The following is a 24,236-nucleotide window of genomic DNA, read 5'->3' on the forward strand; positions in this document are numbered from 1 at the left end:
CTCTTTTACTCCTGGACAATTCGATTCATAAAGCATTGGGCCTAGAACATATAGCCCCAGATGATGTAATGCTGTGTCCAGCCCTGTTGAAATAAAATAGTTTAAGCACAGGCAGATTTCACTGCACCAGAATTTAGTCTTACATACAAGGCATGTGGAATTTAGTCTCGCACACTATTTTCCAGGTGCCCCATTAGCATGCAAAAAACTATCAAACTGGGTGCTTATGGGCTCATTATATGGCAAAAATATGAAATTGTTAAGGTGCAAAAACGGAATTTAAATCCGCATTTTGAGGCATTTATTAGCAACTGGAATTTACTTTTTCATTTAAGTTTCTTTTGACCTTACGATGAAGTAGACCGTCAAAGTGATCACTCCCGTGATGGCCCATGAGATCGGATAAACTCTGAACAAGGTTCCAAAATCATGGTGCTTTGGAATATATGTAAACACATAGATAAGTCTGAATACACAGGTTCCAAAGATGGATATCAGCGCAGGAGAAAGCGAATGGTTCATACCGCGCAGACAGCCACCGCTTATCTCATAGGAGCCTATAAGGAAATGCAGAATAAACGCATTCATAATTCTGATCATTGCAAAATCTATAACTGCAGGCTCTGTGGTAAAGAGGCTTATCATCTGATAACGGAAAGTCACCAGTACAAATACCACAACCGCAGATATGCCTACGCCGCATCCCATACATATCCTGAATACCTTTTTACATCTTTCGAATTTGCGGGCACCATAGTTCTGACTTGTGAAGGTAACTCCCGCCTGAACGAAAGAGCTCATGGCGCAGTAGGATATAAAATCAAAATTGGCAGCTGCGGTAGAACCCGCAATGGCGTCGGAGCCAAAGCTGTTAACCGCTGACTGGATAACAACGTTGGAAAGTGAGAACACCGCACCCTGAAGTCCTGCGGGAAGACCTATCTGCATCATGCGAATAAGATACTTTTTCCTGATCTTTAGCTTTTTAAAGCTCAGTCTGAAGGCTTCCTCCTCGTTCATCAGAATAAAAAGAATATATCCCGCACCAAACATATTGGAGAGCACCGTAGCCAGCGCAACACCTATTACGTGCAGATGGAAGCCTATAACGAACAGGAGATTTAAAAGAATATTTATAACACCTGCCATAAGCATGGCATACAGCGGCCTGGCGGAATCCCCCTTACTTCTAAGGACTGCAGAGCCGTAGTTATATACCATAATTGCAGGCATGGCAAAAAAGTATATCCTAAGATACAGTATTGCCAGCCCCATTACATTTTCCGGCGCTGCCATCAGCACCAGTATCGGTTTTGATATGAAAAAGCCAATCAGAATAAGCGCAAAGCCTGCAATGAGAGACAGCGTAATAACGGTATGCACCGTATCGTTTATCTCATCCTTATGTCCACCGCCTATCTGCATGGCTATCAGTGCATTAGCACCGACGGACAGACCTATAAAAAAGCTGATTATAAGACCTATTACGGAAGAATTACTTCCGACCGCCGCCATGGCTTCCGGTGAAGCAAATCTTCCCACAACAGCAAGATCAGCAGCGTTAAAAAGCTGCTGAGAGATGCTGGATATAGCCAGCGGCAGTGCGAACATTACTATCTTATCCAAAAGACTGCCGTTTAGCATGTCAAAATTATTTTTTCTAGCCATAAAACTGCTATAAGCTCCTATAAAACGTTACTCAAAAAGTTCCTTGAACCAGTCATTTGCAAGCTCAGGCCAAAGTCTTATCTCGTGAACAGGCTTACCCTCCGGGAATCCGCCGCCCCCGAACATATCAAGCATTTCCTTCTTTTTCTCGGGAGTGGTCTCTATGGTGTCCTCCCTAAGAGCCTTTATAATGTTTTCAGTCTGCTCCATGGTATACATTCCGCCAAATCTTCCCTTAGCCCAATCCTCATTTCCAAGGGAAAGCCCGTGATCTCCGTGAGAGAAAAGGTGAAGTGCATGCCTTACTCCTGCTTTCCTAAGTGCAGCTTCGTATAAAAAGCTGTTCTCAACAGGAACAAGACCATCCGGTATGGTATGCCATAAAAATGTGGGCGGAGTATCCTTTGTCACTTGTTTTTCCAATGAAAAATACTCAAGTTGCTTCTCATCAGCATCCCTTCCAAGAAGTGCAATGAAGGAATCCCTGTGGGCAAACTCCCCTGAGGTGATTACAGGATAACTAAGAAGCGCTGCATCAGGTCTGTTTGAGATATCCTTTAAGCTCTCATCAGTCTCCTCGATATCCTCATAGTGAACGCACACCGATCCGCAGAGATGTCCCCCTGCAGAATATCCGCATATCATCAGTCTGTCCGGAAGAATTCCGTATTTATCCGCATCCTTCCTTATTTTTCTGATTGCTCTGGACACATCCTTCATGGGCTGAAAATTCAGCGGTGTATCCATCAAAAGATTGGTTGTGTAGGTAATAACAAATGCATTGTAGCCAAACTCAAAAAATTTAAGTGCCACAAGCTCGCCCTCAGGCGGTGCCACCATGCAGTAACCGCCTCCGGGAACCACAACGATACAAGGATGCTTTTCATCATCCTCGTGTAAATAGCTGACCATATTAGGTTCAAACCCCAACGCATGTGAGTAGCTGTACTCACCCTTTTTCCATAAATTAATTCTGTCTGATTTCATGTCCTTTTTTAATTTACTCCCTGAATATTATTGTTCCGTCTTCCTTCATGTCGTCGATTATTGCAAGGGATGTAACATCAAAGCCCATCTGTCTCACATCATCTCCGCCATGCTGATAGCCCTTCTCGATGCAGATGCCGATACCCTCTATCTTTGCTCCTGCCTGGTCGCAGATTTCAATAAGTCCCTTCATGGCATTTCCGATAGCAATGAAGTCATCCACAATTATGACATTATCATCCTTCCCAAGAAAATCTCTTGAAACAACTGCGTCATACTCTTTTCCATAGGTGTAGGAGCTTATTCTTGAAACATATACATCATCTCCAAGATTAAGGCTCTTAGATTTCTTTGCAAAAATGACAGGCACATTAAAATGCTTTGCAACAGAGCATGCCACCGCAATTCCCGATGCCTCGATGGTAAGAATTTTCGTAATCTTCTTATCCTTGTACTTTTCATAAATAGCTTCCCCAAGTACATCCAAAAGACCAACATCTATCTGGTGATTAAGGAAACTGTCGACCTTTAGTATATTCCCCGGATATACACGGCCCTCCTCAAGTATCTTCTCTTCCAGAATTTTCATGAAGTACCTCGCTTTCTGCTATAAAAAACCCATTAGTGTTTCCCTATATCCATCATAACATACTCAGACTTTGTGCCTGTCTTAAAATCCACCGCCCAGTCAGAGATTCCGGAGGTTACAATGAAATCCACATTTCCCCGTCTCTCGTATCCATAGGTCCTGTCGTTTATACCCATCCACACTCCAAGATAAGTGATTGGTATAAGCTGTCCGCCATGGGTGTGGCCTGAAATCACAAGGTCTGCAGCTGTTTTGGATTCTTTATCATAATCCGTAGGTTCATGATCCATTACGATAATATATTTTGAGGTATCAGCTCCCTCAAGGAGCTCTGCCAGCTCTTTTCTGTCTGAAGTTATGGCATCAGCTCTTCCCACAATGCACAGATCGCCGGCGTACTCCAGCTGATCCTCCATGACATGGACACCATTTTTTGTAAGCTCATTTACAAGGTCCTCAGCGGTAAAATCCCTTGGTCCGTAGCTGCTCTTATCGTGGTTACCAAAGGCATACCAGACTCCGTATTTTGCATCAATTGATCCAAGCGCCTCACAGGCACGAACCATGTCCTCTCTTTTGGTATCGCTGTCAACGTAGTCTCCGGGAATAAGAACGATATCCGGATTCTGCTCCTTTATTTTCTCAATTTCCTTTGCAAAGCCCTCGCCGTCAAAGGTGGTACCTATATGGGAGTCCGCAAAGAAAACGGCCTTCACGTTTTCCGAGAGCTTATCCGTCTCAAGAGTATAGTCCGTCTGCCACACATGCATGCAAAGAAAATTAGCAACAAGCAGGTAAACGGCTGACACCACCATGGTGCACCAGCCCTGATAATAATACTTAAATTCTGTGCCTCTTCTTTTCCTGATTATTCCAAAAATCAGTCCAAAGAGCAGGGTAAATGCAAGCACATGCAGATAGATGGCAAAGGCATTTATAATTCCAAGAAAATAGCATGGCAGTGCAAAGCCTGCAGCATTTATGAAAACCAGAATAAGCCTTCTTAGCCACTTATTCCGAATACTCTTAAAAATCCCGAATCTTCCTACGGCCCTTACCATATAGATAAAGCCCATCAAACACAGTATAGAAACTATAATAAAGCCGATTATCCAGATCATAAATTACAGGTCCCTAAGTCTCATCATAAAAATTGAATACTCATCATTTTGAAAATCAAGGTCTGGTGAATTCTCTCCTCCGCCGTTGGTACTTCTTTTTATCTCAGCGTAGAACTCCTCTCCCTGATTGACGATGTCCATGACAGACATGGAGAATCCGTTTTCTGTAGCAATAGCGCAAAAATCTGCAATCGGATTTTCTGAAGCTCTTGTTCCAAGAAGCTTTTCCTTTAATGCCTTGTCATCTCGTGCCTTATTTAGCAGCTCTTCCAATTTTTCAGTAATCTCCATAACCTGTCTCCTCCTATGTATTTTTTATTTTCTGCGGCGGTCCCTAATCCTTCGCAGAAAAATCCAATTCTCAGTGTCTCTCATCCTCATTCTCAAAGCGTTCACAGAACCTTGCCGAAAAAGAAGGCTTCTCATTCTCTAGTGTCAGATGGGTGATATCACCGACTCTAAGGGTTCTGAAAACAGCAATTCCCTTTTCTCTCTCCTCAGTCACGATCTCTGTAACAGAAGTTGGTGCCATGGCAAGAAACTGCATGGGCACAAAGGGTGATACGCCCCAGAGATATGACAGCAGTACAGATGTCAGTCCAAAATGGCAGAAGAATGCGATTGTCTTATCATTGCTCTCTCTAACCTTAAAAACATTGCCGTCACGCTCATAGCCATAATCAGATAAAAGCTGATTGAATCCGGAAATTACTCTCTCATATACCTCCGGCATATCCGTGTACTTCACAATGTCAGAATCCATATAGGTGTGAACATCCAAAATCTCAGGATGAGCCTTGTAATAGGATGGCATAACGTCCCAAACTATGCGCTTATGGTACTCATCTGAATCCTTTTTCTTAAAAAGCTCGTTGGGGTATGCCTTCTTTGTCTCCTCATCGGCAAGGTTTGGATCAAAAAGTGCCGGAAATTCCTCAAGCCACCTTAAGGTTGTCGCTTCCTTTCCCAAAACCTCCAGAGAATACTCCGCAGTTCTCTGAGCACGTCCGCAGGGGGACACATACACATCATCTATTCCAAAATCCTGAATGTGCTTTGCAAGGCACTGTGCCTCTATCTTCCCTTTTTCTGTAAGTCCGTCAATTTTGTAGTCGGGATCCCCGTGTCTGATAAATAAAAGTCTCATTTTTTCATATACTCCTCATTCCGGTTATTAAACGGCTTAGCCGGCATCTTTACCTACTGCTCACTTGGCCTTATTAAGTCTGTAGCCTGCAACCGAGCCCACAATACCACCAAGGATATGGGTCAGATTCGAAATATCGTCCTGTAAAAAGATTCCCTCATACACCTGCTGTCCTATGAAAACAATGGTAACAAGTATGAAGGTAAGCGGAATCTCTCCGTCCTTAAAGCCTGTAAAGGATGTCATTAAAATAAAAGCAAAAACAACACCGCTGGCGCCGCAAAGTGCTGCCTCAGGAAAAAGAATAAAATGAAACAGTCCCGTCACCACGGCAGTTATCAAAATAACCAGTATCAGCTTCTTTGAACCGTACTTTTCCTCAAGCATGGGACCAAGCAACAGAATATAGGTGGCGTTACCTATAAAGTGCTCCCATCCTGCATGTCCAAGCACATGAGTAAAAAATCTCACGTAAGTAAGCGGTGATGTAAGCGGCCAGCGATAGGTCATAAAAAGCAGCTGATTTGAAAATCCAACTGTGAGATAATTAACGACCATCACGATAAAGCTTATAAAGATAAATCCCAATGTTACGGGAGAATTAAAGGATATCTTAAACTTCTTCATTTCTTTTCCTCCGAATAATCGGTGTTCACAAAAATATCTTCTATTATTTTATCTGGTCTGTAACCCAGTTACTCTCCTTAAGAAACTCTTCACCCGCTTCTCTTCCGATTCTGTAAACTCTCTCGATCTCAGAGGGATCGGTCTCAGCAGCTTTTATGGCAAGAGGCTCCTTTGGACGAATAACTAAAACTTCGCCGCGTTTCTCTTTTTCCCTGATATATCGCTTTTCCTCATTATACATTATATGACGGTTTTCCAAAGTATTTATCATATTTGGATATTTTCTAAGAGTCATTTTTACAAGAGGCATGTACTGCTGCTTACCCTTAATGTAGTCTGCAGGCTGGGTCTCAATGACAAGAATCTTGTCATAGCCCTGATCCTCCATGAATTTTAAGGGTATGGAATCCGCAGCGCCGCCATCTAAGTAAACTCCGCCGTCAATTTCAACGGGCCTTGAAACGATGGGCATTGACGCAGATGCTCTTATCCACTCCATATCCTTTCCCATTCCGCTGTCACACCTGTGATAAACAGGTCCGCCAGTCCTGATGTCTGTTGCCACGCAGTAAAACTCCATGGGATTTTTCTCAAAGGTCTCGTAGTCCCACAGATCAAGCTTGTAGGGAAGCTCTGAATAGCAGAACTTCACATTAAAAATATTTCCGGTTCTAAGCAGCGATTCCATGCTGTGATATCTCTTATCTGAGCAATACTTTTTGTTGTATCTGTAGGCTCTGCCTATCTGCTTTGATTTAAGATTTATTCCAAAGGTTGCCCCTGCAGAAACACCCACAGCGCCGTCAAAGATAATTCCCTTTTCCATGAAGACGTCCAGCACGCCGCAGGTAAACATACCGCGCATTGCTCCGCCTTCCATAACGATTCCGGTTTTCATATTATTGTCTCCCTGGTAAACTTTTTCCTATATAAAACAGTCCCATAAAATGCAGAACCCATATCTGAATTTTCCTTCAAACATTGATTATATCACCCTCTGCCTCTCAAAAAGCGCTAAATTATGATATTATTTTTGAGGGTAAAAGCAAGACAATTAACAAACAAAATCGGAGTAAATCATGAACATAGACAGAAAAAGAGTCCGCGAGCAGTTCGCCGCATATACAAGAAATTACGATCCGGAGGATCCAAAGATTGCCCTTAAAATATCACACACCTACAGGGTTGCCGAGAGCTGCGAAAAAATTGCAAAATCAATCGGCATGTCGGATGAGGATGCCGCCTTTGCCTGGCTTTCCGGAATGCTTCACGACATCGGAAGATTTGAGCAGGTGGTAAGATATAACACCTTCATAGATTCTCAGTCGGTGGATCACGCTGAGTTTGGCTCGGATCTTCTTTTTGGAGAAGACAATCTTATAAGCCTTTTTACTGATGACATGTCCTGCAATGACATAATGGAAATCGTTATCAGGCAGCACAATAAATTCTGCATCAGAGAGGATATCACAGGCAAAACTCTGGACTTTTGCAACATTCTAAGGGATGCCGACAAGGTGGATATCCTTAGAGTAAATATCGAAACTCCCATGGAAGATATCTACAACGTATCCAGGGATGAGCTGATAAGCTCCGGCGTAACTCCCGCTGTGATGGATCAGGTCCGTGAGCACCACGCAGTTTTAAGGTCCGTTATGAAAACGCCTGCAGACCATCTTATCAGTCACATAGCACTTGCCTTCGAGCTTGTTTATCCCCTTAGCTGGGAGCTTGCAAAGGAACAGGGCTATCTTGATCAGATGTATGATTTCCCCTCAAAAAATGAAGAAATGCTTAAAGCTCTTGCAGATACCCGCAAGGAACTTGAAGCATTCTACGCAGCCAAAAGCTAAATCAGATCTGCAATTATCCTGACTCTCAAAGAGTATTTAGCATCTAAGGTTTACACAATATCTGCCGGCTTACAATTTACTACGCTAATAAGATCCGCCGGTGAAAGCTCTATCTGAAAGCCAACCTTTCCGGCGCTTACAAAAATATGGTCATACTTATCTGCAGTCTCGTGTATAAAGGTCGGAAACTGCTTCTTCATTCCAATGGGGGAGCAGCCTCCGTGAACATATCCGGTAAGCGGTAAAAGCTCCTTTTGCTTAATCATGCTTACCGCTTTCTCACCTGCTGCCTTCGCAGCTTTTTTAAGATCAAGCTCCTCTTTTACAGGAACAACGAAGACAAAATACGCTCCGGATTTTCCCTGAGTCACCAGAGTCTTAAAAACCTTATCCGGATCCTCACCAAGAATCTCTGCAATTTCTTCGCCGCTCATGGTAGCGTCAGGATTATAGGCATGACTCTCATAGACAATCTTCTTACCATCAAGTACACGCATTACGTTTGTCTTTTCTTCTTTTTTCATAAATACTCCAAATAAAAATTGAGCAGCAAATCTTAGAAATCTGCTGCTCCATATTTTTTAAAATAATTTTCTTCCGGCCCAGATGCAGATGCATGCGCCAACTACTGAAACAATCAGGCTTCCGATAAGTCCTGTTGCTGCGAATCCGACGATTCTGAAAACAACACCGCCAACTACTCCGCCAAGAAGGCCAAGAATGATGTTTTTAACTGTTCCTGATTTCTCCTTCATGATGTTGCTGGCAATAAATCCTGCAAGTGCTCCAAGAATAAGTCCCCATATGATTCCCATATCATTCCCTCCAATTCTTTTCTCGTACCTGTACTTTTTTAAGCACACATAATTATGATAGCGCTTTTTCAAGACAGGTCAACGTTTTTGTCTGTTTCTGATATGAGTATATAGCGGTCTTTAGCTTCGTTACATATTTATGATTGCAATTCTCCTTACTGTATTCCTCTGATCCGGAGAAATATAAACTCGTTTTGACTGTAACCCCGAAGCTGCTACCCGGAAAAAGTCCTTACTAATAGATTTTCTCCAATTTATCCGTGATGCCGTACTGCTCTGTGAATTCTACAAGGTCAGCATTATCCCTAATGAGCATCACTTCCTCAAATTCGCCGGTATGGATATTCTGAAAACCGGCCACCTGCTCCCCGTTACAGATACTGGCCTTTATCACAGGTCTAAGGTTTTCTTTGTCATAGGTTTTGGTTTCTGTCTTTTTCTTAAAAAACATATGCATCCCCCATTTCCCCCGCACAGACTTATTCCATAGAAAATATTACACTATCCTCTTTGTCGAAGAGCATTCTTTCCCTGTAGTACTCGTTGTAATCAGGATTATCGTAGATCAGATATCCATCCTCTGATATTGAGGTCTCACTGGTACTAAAGGACAGATAGACGTAAAACTCTTCGCCCTGCTTACTGATAATCCCCCTGTATCCGTGATAATCTGAATCCGCTGTATTGAAATAGAAATAATACTCATATATTCCATCTGAATTAAAATCAGCATAGCCATCATCAAATGTCCTTAGATCACCTGAGGTATAAGGGTAGATAACGCCGTCCTTTAAAAGCTCACTGAACCGGACCTTCCCTGGAGAATTCATATACTCATCCATTGCAACAGCAGTAACTGTTCCATCATTTTCAATCAGCTCTTTGTAAATATTTTCATTATCATCCGGATAACCAAAAGGCCCGGATTTAGGCTGTTTCTTACCCAGCTGATACTGATCTATCTCATGATATTTTATGATCGGATAAAGTGTATTTGTATCATAAGATGAAAGATAATATGCGCCGCTTACGATATCCCGTGCTGCTGCATAATCAGCATCCTCTTCACCATTCTCAATTCTTTCGTTTATGTTTTCCTCATAGAGATAATCGTACGCTGTCTCACCATTTTCAAATCTGAATCTGGAAACAGAAGCATATCCCATATGTCCCCAATAGCATATAATTCCATTTTCGCCGGGATCAGAGTAAAGGCCTGTATGCCCAAGCGGGAACTCATCAGTTAAAAGTTCTGTTTTTCCATCCTTATATGTATAAACGCTTCCATGAAAATCCGCTTCGCAGGTACCGTATTTAAGAATCAGCTCCGGAATATCATCCTTGTCTATGTCGTAAAGCCAGTAGCAGTATATGCGCTTTTCAAGCATCATATTCTCATATTCTTCGAAATCCATGTCGCCATTTTCATCAAAATTAAACTGGCCTTCCTTTACGATATCCATGTATGCTTTCTGATAGTCGGAGAGTTCGGTTTCTTCAGTGACATCTTCTCCCAGCTTTTCAGACAAAGCCTTGGTGATCAGATTATCTTTGCTTTCAGAGTCTGCAGTATCCCCGCCTTTTCCTGCGCATGCGCTCAGAAGAAGTGATGACACAAGAATCCCCGCTATAAGCTTACTTTTCATAATACCCACCTCGTCAGATTTAATCTTCCCAAAAAAGTTCATCCAAACTTTTATCAAGGGCCTTACATATAGATATACAAAGCTTGATGGTAGGATTGTAATCACCTTTTTCTATGGCACTTATGGTCTGCCTGGAAACCTCGCAGATCCTGGCAAGATCTTCCTGAGACAAGTCCTTGGCAGCTCTGGCGGATTTAAGTTTTAAATTCTTCATGGCTTAGTCCTCGCTTTCTTTTTTGGATGCAATCATCTTGATAGCGATGGCAACGGCCATTGATAAGAAAGTAACTGTCATTGCTGCACTTGATGCCGCCTTTGCAAAAAACAAATGCATAAATGCCTCATCATGCTCTGTACATATTATTCTAACAAATTCTGACACAAATGAGCTACAATGAATAGCACCTACAACAATGCAGATACATAAATAGGTCTTCCAGTCCTGACCGATTCCAAAGAAGGAATCATGTCTGATGCAATAAATTCCCCATATTGTGAAGCTGAGCATTACTACAACAATAAGAAGTCCGCTAAGTACATACTGAGGAAGGGCCTCACCTGCAATAACATCATAAATAATTATTCCGGTAAGCATGGCAAGTACTGAAAAGAATGCGATCTTGTAACCCTCTGCCCTTACCTTCTCCTGCATCTCATCGAAATTAGTATCCTTTTTTCTTTTTTTGACTATAACCCAAAGAACAACAACAATTACAACATAAATTGCTAAAGCTAAAATTTTCTCAAACATAACGAGCCTCCACAAAATCATTCAAGTAGTTAATAGTTTCAAGTCGACTTACAAAAAACAATTATTTGTTTTTGTGATTTTATGTTAGCTCGTTATATGAATAATGTCAAGTATATTTTACATAAATGTTTTTATAGTTTACATTATGCTATCACACATCATACTTTTTGAGCAGCAGATCAAGTGCCTCACGAAGAAGAAAGGCTTCTCCTATACCCTCTCTGTTTGCAAGCTTGGAGAGGCGCTGAAGCTGATCCTGGGTGTAATGGCTGGTCTTTGGAATCATTTTCTCTTCTCTTGCCATTGCGACCTTATTTCGTCCGCCGTTCTTTGCACGGAAAAGTGCTCCGTCAGCCTTTCTTATAAGCTCTGCGCAGCGTGTGGCATCCACAAAGGCTGTTGCCATTCCGATTGTAAGGCTGTGGCCCTCGCCGTCAGGAGTAGTTACATCAAAATTGTTCTTAAGGTCATTGAGGAAAAGGAAGATATCTTCTCTCTCCATAAAGCCCTTGAAGATCATTCCGAATTCATCGCCGCCAATACGGTAAACAGTGGCTTCCTTGGGAGCATTTTTCTTAATGTATTCGCCTGTAGCGATAAGCACTCTGTCGCCCTCTTCCACTCCAAAATCCTTGTTTATATGCATGAATTCATCGAAATCAACAAATGCAATGGCCACTGTCTCGCCGCTCTCTTCCGGATTGCTCTCAAGGATCTCTGTGAGATCGATGTCAAACTGATCGCCAAGTGGCAGTCCCAATGCATCATTAACAGGATTCTTCCTGGTATTAAGCTTCTTGTGTTCTTCTGCAGTTATAGGATGTGTCTCTTCAGTTGTAACTTTCTTTGCCATGTTAGCCTCCTTGAAATATTCTATGATATTATTTCTGAAATAATATGCCCGATAATTATTTTATAGCATTAATCATTTGGATAATCTATCATTAATCATATATAAATTTTCCGATCTAAATGTAGTAAATATGCCCTATATCGGACTCGGAAATCGCGTCTTGTATGCTAAACGTCCATCAAACAAAATAATCCCCTTAAGAACTCTCACGGAATGAGTTTTCTTAAGGGGATGTGTTTTTACTATGTATTTATCACTTTTTGATGGTCAGATCAGTGTCCAAGGGTGTTGCTTGTTATAGCTGCGGCCTTGGCTGCTACTGTGTTGGTGGCAGCATACAGTGAAGATGTGGGAGCAACAGGGCTCATAAGAACCTTTCCTGTTCCGCGGTATACGTTCACGAGGCCCTCTCCGCTTACAGCTGAGCCAAGAAGAGTCTTGGTGGATCTCTCAACTGTGAATTCAAGGTTAGAGGACCAGCAAACAGCAAGATTTCCATCAATTCTCAAAGTGTCGTTTTCAAGCTCAACCTCAACAAGCTCGTTGTAGGGAACATTACTTTCGAGAGCTGCAATACCGCTTCCTGAGAGGCTTAGGTTAAAGAGGCCTTCGCCGCCAAGCGCTGCTGAAGAAAGATTTTTCCTTGCAACGACAGTGTTCTTAACTGTACCTGAGCAGGCATAGAACATTCCGTCCTCAATTGTTATTCCGGATCCCCAGCTTCCTACATCAACCAGAATAATGAACTTGTAGGTGGGCTCTAATGTCAAAAATCCATTTCCCACATACTCAGGCTTTACTGCAGATTCCTTGGTAACAGCGCCTTTAACCATTTTTCCGAAAAGATCGCCTACACCCTTAATTCCAGAAGTAGCCTCGATATTTCCTGCCGACCACTGCATTGCACCGGCCTGAACGATAGCTGAATTGTTTTCATCGAGCTGGATTACAAGCTGTCTTCTGTGAACGCCCATCTTGCTCATGAAATACTCTGTGGAAGCATTCATGGGAGATACGCTGGCATCCTGCAGATACTCAAGCACATGGAAGTTGCCCATGTTGTTTACAAACTTTCTGCCTTCGTTTTCAAAATTTCTGATGTTCATTTTTCCCCTCCTCATAAGGTTTATTTATTGGTTTTACCTGTTAACGCATCAAGGGCTGACGTATCCAGAGTCAGCACATTGGTTGCGAAAATGGTTTTTACAAGCCATACCAAAAATACAAAGACAAGTATAGGAATGATGCAGGCTGTTACTATCATAACCGCAAGAGATTCTATCAGACCGCTAAGGAAAGTAGTAACACTGTCAACAGTATCGTTTGTGAGCGTTGCTATCTCGTTAAGGAAGCCGCCCTCAGTCTCATTTCCTATGTCTAAGTTATTGTACTCTTCAACGGCGGTGTTCACCCTCTGAGCCTGGGTCTGATATACCATGTCAGAGAGCTTTACGCTGGCAGGTACAATTATAAAAAGCACTACTCCGATTAGTGCGATCTTTGCTGCAAGGACATTCCAATTCTTTTTGCCAAACAGTACTGCTCCGCACAAAATAATGCAGGCAAAAGGAATAAGTATACTAAAGGCAATATATCCTGAAAGACTTATCATAAATTTCTCAAGATACAATGCACTTAATATCATCAAAAAATACTTTGAAAGCTCTGCCATCTGCTCAGCAATAGGTGTACACATATCCCCGGGAAGAAGCGACAGAGTTGCGGAGGTAGCCGCAGCACCTCCTGAAAGGGTCATCACGGTGGTTATTTTATCCTCGGTCTGAGCAATGGAATGTGTGTGATTCTGAGGATCCCCTGCCCAGGGTGCCACCTTTGTAACAGATATGGTTGCAAGAAGTATCAGTAAAACTACGATTGTTATTTTCTTTAAATCCATGTTAGACCTCCCCCTTATTCAAAAGTCACTGCATAGCCTGATGCAGAGGGCATGCTGCTTATAAAGTTCGAAATAAGCGCCTTTGCCTGCTCATCAGATCTGTCCAGAATTCCACTGTCCAGTGCCTTCTGCTTTGCAGTCTTTTCAAACTCTGAAAGTGAGAGGTTGTAGTCCTCAAGCTTCAAGGGATTCCAAAGAGAATCCTTTTCCGAATATATTTTCAGGGTGTCCTTATCCACGCTCACCGTCTGGATTTCGGACTCAGGGAGCTTCACGATAAGCTTCTTTGCACTGTCATCTTTTTCTACCGTAATCTTGGTAAAATCTACACCTGCAAAAACCGAACCATCATAGCTGTACATAAATTCAGATGATGAAGGTATCCCCAAAAACAACTCTTTTTCCTTGGTGTACTTTTCAATCTGTGTGAAGTAGTACTCCTGAGTCACCAGAAAGCCCATGTTTTCAAGACCCTCCTGAATGGTCTGTGTGTTTATGGAGATCAGTACCTTATCCTCTTTTTTCTCTATTGTGACAGTACTTCCGCCTTCAAAGGAAATATCGGAGGCCGCTTCTCTGCTTTTGCTATAGCCTACGCCAAGAACAATGATGGCCACTAAAGATACTGCGATCACCACAAGATAAAAAATGTTTTTGGGCTGCATGGAAAACTTCATGATTCTCCCCTCCCTGCTTTTTCATACTTTATCTTCTATTTTACCTTGATGCGCACTTAGACTCCAGTACTTCCACAATTTTTCCAAAGGCGGGCTTTGGCATATAGCTTCTGTCAAAAAGTCTTGAATTGGTGGTATCTCCTTCGCGGTAGTGATCCACAAGACCAAAGACTGTGACGTTTGTGATGTTTGCAGGTCCACCACCCTGTGTGTCCATATCGCAAAGGAGATTAAAGATTTCCTCGTATTTATCTGCCTGCTTTTCAAACATGGCGTCTGTCTCTTTGTCCACACCTACTGAAAGCTCTGTTATCTGAATCTCAAGACCAAGCTCTGCGAACTTCTCAATGGCGGTCTGGATATCCTTCATAGGCGGATAGTCAATTCCCCAATAGCCCTGCATACCGATACCGTCGATAAGGCCTTTTTCTTTTAATGACTGAGCAAGATTGTAAATGCCTTCTGTCTTGGGTGCCTGGAAGGTATTGTAGTCGTTGTAGAAAAGCTTTACGTCACTGTCGGCATATTTTCTCGCATAAGTGAAAGCCATCTCTACATAGTCCTGACCGATAGTCTCATACCAGGGATTAGGTGCATTTTCTATCTTGGTTCTGCACTTGAAATAGCTCTCAGGGTCTGCACTGTCAGGATCAACAGCTTCATTAACAACATCCCAGCAGTAGATAACACCGGGGTACTCAGTCTGTACATGGGTAAGGAGCTGCTTAATATAGCTCTCCATTCTTACAAGCATAACTTCCCTGCTTACATATTCTCCATCATCCTTATAGCCCTCTCTGAAAAACCATTCAGGTGCCTGTGTATGCCATACAAGAGTATGTCCGCGCATCTTCATGCCGTTTTCCTGGCACCATTTAAGAGTGGGATCTATCGTGAAAAATGAAAGAGCGGGTTCTTCGCTTCCGTTAATCAGATTTTCCTGAGAATTAAACTGATCAAGAATGTAGCAGCTCTTCATAAGGTTAGTCATGGTGCAGCTGTTAAACTGTTTCTTGGAAAGCTCCATGTACGCAGGATTGTTCAGACACTGATTATCGGGAGTACTTCCGTTTATACCAACACCAAAGGTAAAGTAGTCCGCGCTGAGATCCTTAAGAATAGCTTCTGCAGGTGCCTCCTCCACTGTTTTCCCGCAGCCTGCAATGATTGACATCACGAGAATGCTGCATGCAATTGTTGTCTTTTTCATTTCTTCCTTTTCTTCCTCCTGAAAAAAATAATAATGAAGTTCCGCTCTCGTTTCACTCGCCGGAACACGTTCGGGCTAAGCTCAAAGATACTTCGCTAAGCCCTCACAGCTTATACTTCCCCATAAGTCATGCCCTAAATATAGAAAAAAACAAGTTTTTCAGCTACTCAGTAATTGTGGCTTTTAGTGTGGATATTGCGAGAAAAAAGGAAAAAGAAAAACACAGCTTTGGTAAAGCACTCGCCACCATTGCTGTGTTTATGTCTAATTTTATTTTCTACCTCATCTATTGCAGGGGCAACTGATATATCTTCTTCTGTGAATTCCGAAAAACATAAGAACCTTATCAATAACCTTCATTGCTTTATCCTCCATAACTCTTTCATGTGTTTGCGTTGTTTGTTTCATCTGATGATCTTATATTATCAGCCCATATATCACACAACTATCACACGACAAAAATATAGAGTTAATCACGCATCAAGAAGGCTGCAGGCTTCCTTATCTGCAACGATTGTCACATCATTGTGAAGCTGTAAAACGGAAGCCTGAACTGCGGGAGATATTTCGCCTCTAACTGCTGCGAAAAGAGCCTCAGCCTTGTCGGCTCCGCTTACAACAACCACGATCTTTTTTGCCTGCATAATGGACTTAATACCCATGGTGTAGGCCTGACTTGGCACATTCTCATCCTCTGCAAAAAATCTCTGGTTCGCCTTTTTTGTGGTCTCCGTCAGATTCACAAGATGAGTCTGTGCTTCAAAAGCAGTACCCGGCTCATTGAAACCGATGTGTCCGTTGTGTCCGAGACCAAGGAGCTGCAGATCAATCCCTCCGCAGCGCTTTATAATAGCATCATAGCTCTTGCAGGCATGCTCCGCATCCTCATCCATGCCATCAGGGATAAAGGTCCTTGATGTATCTATATTCACCTTGGAAAAAAGCTTCTCATTCATAAAATAATAGTAGCTGTGAGGATCATCCTTTGTGATACCTCTGTACTCGTCAAGATTTACGGTTGTAACCTGCGAAAAATCCAGGTCTCCCTTTTTATACCATTCCACCAGCTGATCATAGGTTCCGATGGGAGTTGATCCCGTGGCAAGTCCCAAAACACAGTCAGGCTTCATAATAATCTGGGCAGATATTATATTTGCTGCCTTCCTGCTCATATCATAATAATCTTTCGCCCTGAAAATCTTCATAATCCGTTTTCCTTTTCATAAATAGAATCACTTACAAAAACAGCTATGCAGAACAATCTCCACATAGCTGCATAGTAGCCGGTTATCTTAAAAACTTATTTCTATATTCATTGGCGCTCATTCCGGTGTACTTTTTGAATACTCTGGAAAAATGCGCTGTATCCGCAAATCCGACTCTGTCCGAAATGTCCGCAATATGAAGGGATGAATCCTCCATCAGCTCCTTTGCATTCTCAATACGGACCTCATTTAAAACATCGGAAAAGCTTTTACCTGTACTGTTTAGCAGCTTACTGAGATGCCAGTGACTCACATAGACCTTCTCTGCCACATCCGTAAGCTGTAGCTTTTCTCTGTAATGCTCCTCAATGTAGCTGATTGCCTGCTTGACGATAAAGTTGTTAGCACTTGTGTTATCATCTTCAGGACCCGTCTCCGAAGTATCAGACATGGCAGCAAGTCTCTCAGAGAGACTCTCCATTGCTTCATCAAGCTCCTTCATCTTAGAGGGCTTAACAAGATATCTGAACACTCCAAGATTCAGTGCCTCCCTGGCATAATCAAAATCCCTATAGCCTGTCAGAATGATAACCTGAAGGTTTTTGTGCTCACTGCGAAGAGCTGCCAGCATGGTAAGTCCGTCCATCCCCGGCATTCTGATATCCGTAAAAAGAATGTCCGGGTTGCACTTCTCCACCATGGCAAGGCCCTCTTTTCCTGAAGAGGCTGTCCCAGCAACCACACAGTTATACTTCTCCCAATCAACTATTTTCTTAAGCCCCTCCGCAATAACGGGCTCATCATCAACAATCAGTACCTTATACATACTCAACCCTTTACAGCGCCTGCAGTCATCCCTTTAATTATATACTTTTGCAGGAAAACATACACTATGATGACAGGAATGATTACCAGTGTTACCGCCGATGCCATAAGGCCATAGTTGGTTCCCTCTTTGGAGGTCAGCTCGTTAAGGAGTCTTGTAATAGCCTGCATCTCAGGACGTCTTAGGAAAAACATCTGAGTAAACAGATCGTTGTAGCTCCATAAAAACGAGAATATTGCCACCGTTACAAAGGACGGTTTTCCCAAAGGCACAACTATCTTAAAGAAAATCTGCGGTATAGAGCAGCCCTCAAGATGTGCTGCTTCCTCCAACTCTAAGGGAAGAGACTGAACATAACCCATAAGCACGATTATGGCAAAGCTCATGTTACCTGCAACCTGCGGCAGTATCACCGATATCATGTTTAAAAGCCAGTTGGATGTGTTAGTGATATGCCAGCTCGATTCCATGGTGTATACAGGAATAATAGTAGAAAAAACAGGAAACATCATCGCTGCAATAACCAAAGTGTGGCACAGCTTTTTTGCCTTAAAATCAAATCTCACAAGAGCAAAGGATGCAAGCCCCGCCAGCACCATTACCCCAAGAGTTACACAGCCGGATATAAAGATACTGTTTATGTATGCGTGACCGATATCAAGCCTCTCGAAGGCCCTTCTGTAATTGGCCAGAGTGAAAAGATCTCCCACCGGCAGTGCAAAGCTCTGCTTTAATATCTTGTCCTTGGCCTTAAAGGAATTCTCCAAAACCCAAAACAAAGGATAAATTGTGGTCAGCGCCCAGGCACTCAGTATTAAATATATGAAAGCGAGACCGATCTTATTTCTCTTCATATCAGAAGTCCTCGCTTTCTTTGAAGGCACGCCTTGTGATCCTTGATAGAACAACTCCCAATACAACTATCAGCACTGCCAAAGTTGCGCCGTAGTCCACGTTTTTAGCCTCCATGGTCTGATAGTACATATATGTACCCGTAAGGAAGGTCTTCTTAAGAGGCATTCCCTTGGGAAACATGGTCCATGGAAGATCAAAGACCTTCAGTGCTCCGGTAACTCCCAGCGTAAGGCATGTACAGATCACGTTCCTAAGAAGCGGAAGTGAAATGTACCATACCCTCTGGAATCTTGTGGCACCATCAATCTCCGCGGATTCATACAGCTCCTGAGAGATGTTGTTTAATCCTGTCTGGAGTATGACAAAGTAGAAACCCACATATTGCCAGACAACGGGAATCATCATGGTCACAATCGCAAGCTTCTCGCTCTTGTAATCTATCAGCTTTAGTCTGCCAAGGGCCTCAAGAAACTGATTAAGCATTCCCTTGTCATAGAGAAAGATCAGATTGAACAAAAGGCCCAAAGCCGTGGCTGAGATTACAATAGGGAAGAAATACACGGTTCTGAAAAACTGAGTTCCTCTGCCGATATTGTCAACAAGAATAGCAAGTATAAGGGCTATTCCAACCTGTCCCACTATCGTGGCTATTATCATCAAAAATGTGTTTTTAAGGGAGGTCCATACCACCGGGTCCGTAGCAAGCTTTACATAATTCTCATACCATGGAGAATTCCATTTTGTGCCATAGGTACCCAGGTTTTTTATGGATCTGAAGCTCCCGTAAATATTCACAAAGAACGGATAATACAGGTAAATTATCAAAAAGAGAAATGCCGGTGCAAGAAACAGAAATATGTATTTTTTGCTCTTGTATATGTTTGACATAGCTTTTTTACTCAGCTGAATCCTTATAAACGTCGATACCTTCCTGAACTGCATCTGCCGCAGAAACGCCGCCTGTTACGATATCAGGCATTCCGTCAAAGGTAGAAACTCTGCAGTCACCGTTGAACATATCCTGAACTGCGCCTGTAAGACTTGTAACTCCGCTCATCATATCCATTGCCTTAACCTGAAGAGCATTGAATTTGCTTGAATCAACCTGAGGTGCATTCTTAAGTGCTGATGCTGTGTGCTGTGCAAAAACAGGAACAACCTCATCGCTTGTCATGTGCTCAACAAAGCTTACAGCTGCTGCCTTCTTGTCGGGATCCTCCCATGCCTTGGTTGTGATGTAGTAACCCATTGAAAGTCCGCCCACAAGATCAGTTGTCTTTCTGTTGCCCTTGCCGGGGAAATATGTAACGTCGAAGTGACTGAGCTTTTCTTCATCAAGGGTGCTGGGATCATCGGGATCAGACTGGCAGGAACCAACGATACCGCCTACCTTCCATGAACCATCAAGAAGGAATGCTGCCTTGTCATCGGTAAACATAGCAAAGGTCTCATCATCTGTTGCTGAAAGTGTGTTATCAGGGAAGAAGCCTTTCTCATAGAGGTCCTTAATATCCTCAAGTCCTGCCACCCACTGTTTTCCTGTAGCATCATCTGCGCTGCCGGGAATATTCAGATGATTATCCGGTGTCTGCTGATTGTAGATAGCAAACTCCCACCAGTAATGAGGAATGTTTCCAAGAGCTGCTGCGATAGGAGCATAGCCTGCATCCTTGATCTTCTGGCAGTCTGCAAGGAACTGATCCCATGTATAATCTGCGCCGGGCATTGCTACACCGGCATCCTCAAGAACCTTGGTGTTTACGAACATTGCTTCCCAGTATCCGTTTACAGGAACTGCGTACTTAACGCCATCAGCAGGTGATGCTGCGATAAGATCATCGTTCATGTTGGATGCATACTCAGGGAACTCTGCTCTGATGTCATCAATTGATACAACCTTTCCTGCCTTAACAAAGTCATCTGCATCCGCTCCGTTAAAGAAGAAAAGCACGTCAGGCTCTGAGCCTGTCTCAAAGTCTGTGATGATCCTTGTCTTGAAGGTCTCATCACTTGTTGCAGAGGTGTCGCTGACGGTGTTGCCTGTCTCATTTTCCCAGTCAGCTACCGCACTCTTGTAATTCTGTGCGTTGCTGTCTTCACCTGCGAAGGTAGTCGTTACAGTGATCTCTGCGGATCCGCCTGCCTTAGCTGAGGTAGCTGTAGATTCGTCAGATATCTCTACAGAACTCTCTCCTGTTGTTTCTGCTCCAGTATCTGCAGGAGCCTCCGTTGCTGTGCCGCTGCATCCAGCTACGCTAATTGTCATAATGGCGCTCATAAGCACTGCTGTCAGATTTTTTAACTTCATACATGTCTCCCTTCTGCGCGATACCATACGCGCATCATGTTTCGTATTATCTAATTTAAGGATAGCAGTGCTCCTGATTAAATCAGATTGCTGAAATTGTCAATTTTTGACAAAAATAGTGCTGATAGTATTATTGTTTCCATCGGTCTCGATTGTAAGGCCGCTTTCGGCACCATACAGTATCCTCAGTCTCCTGTGCACGTTGCGAATTCCGATTCTCGTCGAGCGCTCCTCAAGAGGCTTTATGTCCATAGTATCCGTTAAAAGCTCTTTTATCTTTGCAAAATCCTCATCACTTGGAACTCCGGGATTTATTATCTTTATCCTCATATCGATTTTTTCATTATCCTGAGTCCCTTCTATCTCAAGGCGAACCCTTCTGATTCCATCCTCTGAATAGCTGTATTCAACAGCATTTTCAATGACCGGCTGAATGATAAGCCTTGGCACCATCACATGCATAAGGGATTTATCTATATGCTCCTCATAGATGAACCTGTCCTGATATCTGCACTTTATTATGTAGATATATGCGTTTACATACTCAAGCTCCTCGGACAGCGCAATAAGGGACTGCCTGTTTCTGTCCATGGTGGCGCTCATCATTACAGACAGCGCCTCGATCATGCTGGACACCTTTTCCTGACCATTCATTCTGGCTTCCCAGTTGATGATTTCAAGGGTGTTATTTAAAAAGTGAGGGTTGATCTGGGACTGCAGGGCGTGAATATTGGCATCTCTAAGAGCAATCTCCTCAACGAAAATCTTATTGAACTGCTCCCCAAGCTTGGTACTCATCTTGTTGAAGTTCCTTGTAAGGTCAGCGATCTCACCGCTATGGCCCTTTGGCTCTTCCACAACCTCCCCGTACTCGCCCTCGGCAATCTTTTTAGATGCAGCAGTAAGTGTTGCAATAGGCCTGTTGATCCTGCTGTTAAAGAAGAAAAACATAAGAAGCACCAGTGGCAAAAGGAAAATCAAAAGTATTATAAATGTGATATTTATGGACCTTCTCTCCAGCCCCACAGCTGTTGCATCATAGGCAACGGAAAAAGTAAAATATCCATCTACGCTTTTCCTGTCACAGCTGATAAAGCCGCCCGAGGTGTTGTAATTACCCTCGCCATATAGCCTCTCTCCGTTAAAGGAGACGTCCATGCCCTGATATTCCCACACGCTCTTTAAGCTCTCAAATACCTCTTCCGGATTAATTTCCATAACAAGAACCGCATACTTTTTAAAGCCTCTTCCAAGAAGATTTCTTATCATATACACATGGCCCTCCATGGCAAAGAACTCTGTCCTTGTGTCCAGATCCTCGGAAATCTCAAGAGCCTTATCCTTTACGGAATCAGTAAAAAACTTAAACCTTGAAACGCTTCCCCTTCCTGTGGTATTTCCCGTGTAATACAGGGTGTCAGGCTCATCTGTAAAAATAAGAACAGTGATGTCAAAGCTCGGATCGTATTTATAATGGGCTGATAAAAAGGTGGTAACCTTGTTGTATAAATCACCCGAATCGCCGCTACTTTGGTACTCTGCCCAGTAGTCTCCGATATACGAAAGGTAGGATGCATCCTTTGATGAATCGATGCAGTCCAAAAGGCGGAGGATACTGATATCCGCCGCCTTTTCCATAGATGTATTTATTATACGCTGACTCTGTCTGTCGATTCTTCCTGAAACCACCACAAGGAAAACCACCAGAATGACAGTAAGGGGCACAATCCACCCCAGTGCAAGAAGTCTTAGCATCTGCCATTTAAGAGAATTTCTTTTTTTCATTCTTCCAACCCCAACAGATTTTTGTAAGCATCACAGGTCTTTTCCGCAAGGGCCTTATCGGGCATCTCACAGAAAATCCTAAGAAGTGGTTCTGTTCCTGAAAACCTTACACATACCCATCCCCCATTTTTAAAGTATACCTTACAGCCATCCAGATAGGAAGTACTTGCAACCTCTGTTTCAAAGGTAGGAACCACCTTATCCTCCATAAGAATCCTCTGATACTCAGGCTTTTTTTCAGCCCTGAAGGAGTAGTTGTTTTCAAGCATGTAAAACTGTCCGAACTCCTCCCTGATATCATCGTACATCTCAGATATTTTCTTACCTGTTACAGCCAGCATTTCAACAAGAAGAGCCGCTGCATATACGCCGTCTTTACCGTTTATGTGACCTCTCACCGTAAGTCCGCCGGAGGACTCTCCGCCAATAAGCGCATTTGTTTCAGTAATTTTAGCTGATATGTGCTTAAAACCAACAGGAACCTCGTAGCACTTTTCGCCAAATTTTTCCGCAATCCTATCAAGCATATGTGTGGTGCAAAGATTTCTGACTACAGGTCCTTTCTCATTTCTGTATTTCTCAAGATAGTAGTACAAAAGAACCAGAATATCATTTGGAGATAAATATCTTCCCTTATCATCCACAACGCCTATTCTGTCGGCGTCGCCATCCGTGGCAATTCCTATATCGCAGCGATTGTCGATAACCGTTGATTTAAGAAGGCTCATGGCAGGCTCATTTGGTGCCGGAAGCTTTCCTCCAAAAAGTGTGTCGTGCCGGCCGTGGATGGTCTCCATTTCGCACCTAGCGGTAAGGAGAATTGTTTTTATGGCAGTCTCACTTACGCCGTACATGGGATCAAGAGCCACTCGCAGTGACGCAGCCTTTATTGAATCCACATTTATGCGATCGAGAATGTTATCTATATATTCATTTATGGGATAGAATTCCTCGATAAGACCTGCTGCCTTTGCATCATCATAATCCATGGCTTCCACGGGAAGTGTGACCCTTCCTATGTATTCCTCAACCTCTTTTGTCTGCTCCTCATCAGCATCTCTGCCCCCATAGGTAAAAAGCTTGATGCCGTTATAAATAGCAGGGTTGTGACTTGCCGTCACCATCATTCCATAGGGAAGCTCATGCTTCATAACATAGAACATTACAAGGGGTGTGGGGCTCGATTTGTTTATGAGACTTGCCTTTATGCCTGCTGCCGCAAAGGTTGCACCTGCCCACTGCATTGCTTCTTTAGATAAAAATCTTCTGTCATAGCCAAGAACAATTCCTTTATCTGCTACTTTCTCAGCCTTCATCTTAGCAGCCATGGCACTTGCAAGAATCTGAACATTTTCCTTGGTAAAGCCATCACCTATTATGGCACGCCATCCGCCTGTTCCGAATTTGATCATACTT

Annotated in this window: 27 protein-coding genes; 1 reads left to right on the forward strand and 26 read right to left on the reverse strand. The window is 43.0% G+C overall.

The features are described from left to right. Positions 1 to 330: 330 nt before the first annotated feature. The 8 genes from G608_RS0116075 to G608_RS0116110 form a co-directional block, all read right to left on the reverse strand. Positions 331 to 1,668 (reverse strand): MATE family efflux transporter, encoded by a 1,338-nt coding sequence (locus G608_RS0116075; protein WP_026496864.1) that lies wholly within the window; start codon positions 1,666 to 1,668, stop codon positions 331 to 333. Positions 1,669 to 1,695: 27 nt separating this feature from the next. Then, positions 1,696 to 2,655 (reverse strand): alpha/beta hydrolase, encoded by a 960-nt coding sequence (locus G608_RS0116080; RefSeq protein ID WP_026496865.1) that lies wholly within the window; start codon positions 2,653 to 2,655, stop codon positions 1,696 to 1,698. A gap of 13 nt (positions 2,656 to 2,668) precedes the next feature. Next, positions 2,669 to 3,244: a xanthine phosphoribosyltransferase gene (locus G608_RS0116085; protein ID WP_026496866.1), complete on the reverse strand. Its 576-nt coding sequence runs from the start codon at positions 3,242 to 3,244 to the stop codon at positions 2,669 to 2,671. A gap of 32 nt (positions 3,245 to 3,276) precedes the next feature. Then, positions 3,277 to 4,365, reverse strand: coding sequence for a metallophosphoesterase (locus G608_RS0116090; RefSeq protein WP_026496867.1), 1,089 nt, complete (start codon positions 4,363 to 4,365; stop codon positions 3,277 to 3,279). A gap of 3 nt (positions 4,366 to 4,368) precedes the next feature. Further along, entirely contained in the window at positions 4,369 to 4,656 is a 288-nt protein-coding gene (locus G608_RS0116095; RefSeq protein WP_026496868.1) for a Nif11-like leader peptide family natural product precursor, read from the reverse strand. Between the two features lie 70 nt (positions 4,657 to 4,726). Beyond that, complete coding sequence (locus G608_RS0116100) at positions 4,727 to 5,512, reverse strand: histidine phosphatase family protein (protein WP_026496869.1); 786 nt, start codon at positions 5,510 to 5,512, stop codon at positions 4,727 to 4,729. Positions 5,513 to 5,572: 60 nt separating this feature from the next. Next, complete coding sequence (locus G608_RS0116105) at positions 5,573 to 6,139, reverse strand: rhomboid family intramembrane serine protease (protein WP_026496870.1); 567 nt, start codon at positions 6,137 to 6,139, stop codon at positions 5,573 to 5,575. Positions 6,140 to 6,182: 43 nt separating this feature from the next. Continuing rightward, on the reverse strand, positions 6,183 to 7,037 hold the full coding sequence (locus G608_RS0116110) for a patatin-like phospholipase family protein (RefSeq protein ID WP_026496871.1): 855 nt from the start codon (positions 7,035 to 7,037) through the stop codon (positions 6,183 to 6,185). Between the two features lie 181 nt (positions 7,038 to 7,218). On the opposite strand from G608_RS0116110, the gene G608_RS0116115 reads away from it, so the two are divergent. Next, on the forward strand, positions 7,219 to 7,992 hold the full coding sequence (locus tag G608_RS0116115) for an HD domain-containing protein (protein ID WP_026496872.1): 774 nt from the start codon (positions 7,219 to 7,221) through the stop codon (positions 7,990 to 7,992). A gap of 50 nt (positions 7,993 to 8,042) precedes the next feature. On the opposite strand, the gene ybaK is transcribed toward G608_RS0116115, so the two are convergent. The 18 genes from ybaK to G608_RS0116210 all read right to left on the reverse strand — a co-directional run bounded on the left by ybaK (position 8,043) and on the right by G608_RS0116210 (position 24,232). Continuing rightward, complete coding sequence (ybaK, locus tag G608_RS0116120; protein WP_026496873.1) at positions 8,043 to 8,516, reverse strand: Cys-tRNA(Pro) deacylase; 474 nt, start codon at positions 8,514 to 8,516, stop codon at positions 8,043 to 8,045. Between the two features lie 57 nt (positions 8,517 to 8,573). Continuing rightward, positions 8,574 to 8,807 (reverse strand): GlsB/YeaQ/YmgE family stress response membrane protein, encoded by a 234-nt coding sequence (locus tag G608_RS0116125; protein WP_026496874.1) that lies wholly within the window; start codon positions 8,805 to 8,807, stop codon positions 8,574 to 8,576. Positions 8,808 to 9,042: 235 nt separating this feature from the next. Then, positions 9,043 to 9,258: a hypothetical protein gene (locus G608_RS0116130; RefSeq protein ID WP_026496875.1), complete on the reverse strand. Its 216-nt coding sequence runs from the start codon at positions 9,256 to 9,258 to the stop codon at positions 9,043 to 9,045. Positions 9,259 to 9,286: 28 nt separating this feature from the next. Continuing rightward, complete coding sequence (locus G608_RS0116135; protein WP_026496876.1) at positions 9,287 to 10,453, reverse strand: hypothetical protein; 1,167 nt, start codon at positions 10,451 to 10,453, stop codon at positions 9,287 to 9,289. A gap of 19 nt (positions 10,454 to 10,472) precedes the next feature. Then, positions 10,473 to 10,667, reverse strand: a complete 195-nt coding sequence (locus tag G608_RS0116140) for a helix-turn-helix transcriptional regulator (RefSeq protein ID WP_026496877.1) — start codon at positions 10,665 to 10,667, stop codon at positions 10,473 to 10,475. A 3-nt stretch (positions 10,668 to 10,670) separates the two neighbouring features. Continuing rightward, on the reverse strand, positions 10,671 to 11,204 hold the full coding sequence (locus G608_RS0116145; protein WP_026496878.1) for a DUF6442 family protein: 534 nt from the start codon (positions 11,202 to 11,204) through the stop codon (positions 10,671 to 10,673). Positions 11,205 to 11,355: 151 nt separating this feature from the next. Continuing rightward, positions 11,356 to 12,057: a GGDEF domain-containing protein gene (locus G608_RS22645; RefSeq protein WP_051209443.1), complete on the reverse strand. Its 702-nt coding sequence runs from the start codon at positions 12,055 to 12,057 to the stop codon at positions 11,356 to 11,358. A gap of 272 nt (positions 12,058 to 12,329) precedes the next feature. Next, on the reverse strand, positions 12,330 to 13,163 hold the full coding sequence (locus tag G608_RS0116155; protein ID WP_026496879.1) for an AIM24 family protein: 834 nt from the start codon (positions 13,161 to 13,163) through the stop codon (positions 12,330 to 12,332). Positions 13,164 to 13,183: 20 nt separating this feature from the next. Then, positions 13,184 to 13,954, reverse strand: a complete 771-nt coding sequence (locus G608_RS0116160; RefSeq protein WP_026496880.1) for a hypothetical protein — start codon at positions 13,952 to 13,954, stop codon at positions 13,184 to 13,186. Between the two features lie 14 nt (positions 13,955 to 13,968). After that, complete coding sequence (locus G608_RS0116165; protein ID WP_026496881.1) at positions 13,969 to 14,631, reverse strand: DUF4230 domain-containing protein; 663 nt, start codon at positions 14,629 to 14,631, stop codon at positions 13,969 to 13,971. A 40-nt stretch (positions 14,632 to 14,671) separates the two neighbouring features. Continuing rightward, positions 14,672 to 15,841, reverse strand: coding sequence for an endo-1,4-beta-xylanase (locus G608_RS21555; protein WP_051209445.1), 1,170 nt, complete (start codon positions 15,839 to 15,841; stop codon positions 14,672 to 14,674). A 473-nt stretch (positions 15,842 to 16,314) separates the two neighbouring features. Beyond that, positions 16,315 to 17,046 (reverse strand): glucosamine-6-phosphate deaminase, encoded by a 732-nt coding sequence (gene nagB, locus G608_RS0116180; RefSeq protein ID WP_026496883.1) that lies wholly within the window; start codon positions 17,044 to 17,046, stop codon positions 16,315 to 16,317. 82 nt (positions 17,047 to 17,128) lie between these two features. Then, entirely contained in the window at positions 17,129 to 17,872 is a 744-nt protein-coding gene (locus G608_RS0116185; protein WP_026496884.1) for a response regulator transcription factor, read from the reverse strand. A 2-nt stretch (positions 17,873 to 17,874) separates the two neighbouring features. After that, positions 17,875 to 18,726, reverse strand: a complete 852-nt coding sequence (locus G608_RS0116190; RefSeq protein WP_026496885.1) for a carbohydrate ABC transporter permease — start codon at positions 18,724 to 18,726, stop codon at positions 17,875 to 17,877. 1 nt (position 18,727) lies between these two features. After that, complete coding sequence (locus G608_RS0116195; RefSeq protein ID WP_026496886.1) at positions 18,728 to 19,615, reverse strand: carbohydrate ABC transporter permease; 888 nt, start codon at positions 19,613 to 19,615, stop codon at positions 18,728 to 18,730. Between the two features lie 7 nt (positions 19,616 to 19,622). Then, on the reverse strand, positions 19,623 to 21,035 hold the full coding sequence (locus G608_RS0116200; protein ID WP_026496887.1) for an ABC transporter substrate-binding protein: 1,413 nt from the start codon (positions 21,033 to 21,035) through the stop codon (positions 19,623 to 19,625). 99 nt (positions 21,036 to 21,134) lie between these two features. Further along, positions 21,135 to 22,820 (reverse strand): sensor histidine kinase, encoded by a 1,686-nt coding sequence (locus tag G608_RS0116205; RefSeq protein WP_026496888.1) that lies wholly within the window; start codon positions 22,818 to 22,820, stop codon positions 21,135 to 21,137. After that, a complete protein-coding gene (locus G608_RS0116210; RefSeq protein WP_026496889.1) occupies positions 22,817 to 24,232 on the reverse strand; it encodes a phosphoglucomutase/phosphomannomutase family protein in 1,416 nt (471 codons plus the stop codon). The genes G608_RS0116205 and G608_RS0116210 overlap by 4 nt, the downstream gene beginning before the upstream one ends. Positions 24,233 to 24,236: the final 4 nt, after the last annotated feature.

Origin of the sequence: Butyrivibrio sp. WCD3002 (genome assembly GCF_000424265.1) — a bacterium.
GTDB lineage: Bacteria > Bacillota > Clostridia > Lachnospirales > Lachnospiraceae > Butyrivibrio.

Bases quoted from the DNA above. Each gene is read 5' to 3' on its own strand.
- G608_RS0116115 (WP_026496872.1), top strand. From the start codon at position 7,219: ATGAACATAGACAGAAAAAGAGTCCGCGAGCAGTTCGCCGCATATACA.
- G608_RS0116160 (WP_026496880.1), bottom strand. From the start codon at position 13,954: ATGGATTTAAAGAAAATAACAATCGTAGTTTTACTGATACTTCTTGCA.
- ybaK (WP_026496873.1), bottom strand. From the start codon at position 8,516: ATGAAAAAAGAAGAAAAGACAAACGTAATGCGTGTACTTGATGGTAAG.
- G608_RS0116085 (WP_026496866.1), bottom strand. From the start codon at position 3,244: ATGAAAATTCTGGAAGAGAAGATACTTGAGGAGGGCCGTGTATATCCG.
- G608_RS0116140 (WP_026496877.1), bottom strand. From the start codon at position 10,667: ATGAAGAATTTAAAACTTAAATCCGCCAGAGCTGCCAAGGACTTGTCT.
- G608_RS0116080 (WP_026496865.1), bottom strand. From the start codon at position 2,655: ATGAAATCAGACAGAATTAATTTATGGAAAAAGGGTGAGTACAGCTAC.
- nagB (WP_026496883.1), bottom strand. From the start codon at position 17,046: ATGAAGATTTTCAGGGCGAAAGATTATTATGATATGAGCAGGAAGGCA.
- G608_RS0116195 (WP_026496886.1), bottom strand. From the start codon at position 19,615: ATGTCAAACATATACAAGAGCAAAAAATACATATTTCTGTTTCTTGCA.
- G608_RS0116090 (WP_026496867.1), bottom strand. From the start codon at position 4,365: ATGATCTGGATAATCGGCTTTATTATAGTTTCTATACTGTGTTTGATG.
- G608_RS0116105 (WP_026496870.1), bottom strand. From the start codon at position 6,139: ATGAAGAAGTTTAAGATATCCTTTAATTCTCCCGTAACATTGGGATTT.
- G608_RS0116145 (WP_026496878.1), bottom strand. From the start codon at position 11,204: ATGTTTGAGAAAATTTTAGCTTTAGCAATTTATGTTGTAATTGTTGTT.
- G608_RS0116095 (WP_026496868.1), bottom strand. From the start codon at position 4,656: ATGGAGATTACTGAAAAATTGGAAGAGCTGCTAAATAAGGCACGAGAT.
- G608_RS0116075 (WP_026496864.1), bottom strand. From the start codon at position 1,668: ATGGCTAGAAAAAATAATTTTGACATGCTAAACGGCAGTCTTTTGGAT.
- G608_RS0116125 (WP_026496874.1), bottom strand. From the start codon at position 8,807: ATGGGAATCATATGGGGACTTATTCTTGGAGCACTTGCAGGATTTATT.
- G608_RS0116165 (WP_026496881.1), bottom strand. From the start codon at position 14,631: ATGAAGTTTTCCATGCAGCCCAAAAACATTTTTTATCTTGTGGTGATC.
- G608_RS0116190 (WP_026496885.1), bottom strand. From the start codon at position 18,726: ATGAAGAGAAATAAGATCGGTCTCGCTTTCATATATTTAATACTGAGT.
- G608_RS0116100 (WP_026496869.1), bottom strand. From the start codon at position 5,512: ATGAGACTTTTATTTATCAGACACGGGGATCCCGACTACAAAATTGAC.
- G608_RS0116110 (WP_026496871.1), bottom strand. From the start codon at position 7,037: ATGAAAACCGGAATCGTTATGGAAGGCGGAGCAATGCGCGGTATGTTT.
- G608_RS0116205 (WP_026496888.1), bottom strand. From the start codon at position 22,820: ATGAAAAAAAGAAATTCTCTTAAATGGCAGATGCTAAGACTTCTTGCA.
- G608_RS22645 (WP_051209443.1), bottom strand. From the start codon at position 12,057: ATGGCAAAGAAAGTTACAACTGAAGAGACACATCCTATAACTGCAGAA.
- G608_RS21555 (WP_051209445.1), bottom strand. From the start codon at position 15,841: ATGAAAAAGACAACAATTGCATGCAGCATTCTCGTGATGTCAATCATT.
- G608_RS0116135 (WP_026496876.1), bottom strand. From the start codon at position 10,453: ATGAAAAGTAAGCTTATAGCGGGGATTCTTGTGTCATCACTTCTTCTG.
- G608_RS0116210 (WP_026496889.1), bottom strand. From the start codon at position 24,232: ATGATCAAATTCGGAACAGGCGGATGGCGTGCCATAATAGGTGATGGC.
- G608_RS0116130 (WP_026496875.1), bottom strand. From the start codon at position 9,258: ATGTTTTTTAAGAAAAAGACAGAAACCAAAACCTATGACAAAGAAAAC.
- G608_RS0116185 (WP_026496884.1), bottom strand. From the start codon at position 17,872: ATGTATAAGGTACTGATTGTTGATGATGAGCCCGTTATTGCGGAGGGG.
- G608_RS0116200 (WP_026496887.1), bottom strand. From the start codon at position 21,035: ATGAAGTTAAAAAATCTGACAGCAGTGCTTATGAGCGCCATTATGACA.
- G608_RS0116155 (WP_026496879.1), bottom strand. From the start codon at position 13,163: ATGAACATCAGAAATTTTGAAAACGAAGGCAGAAAGTTTGTAAACAAC.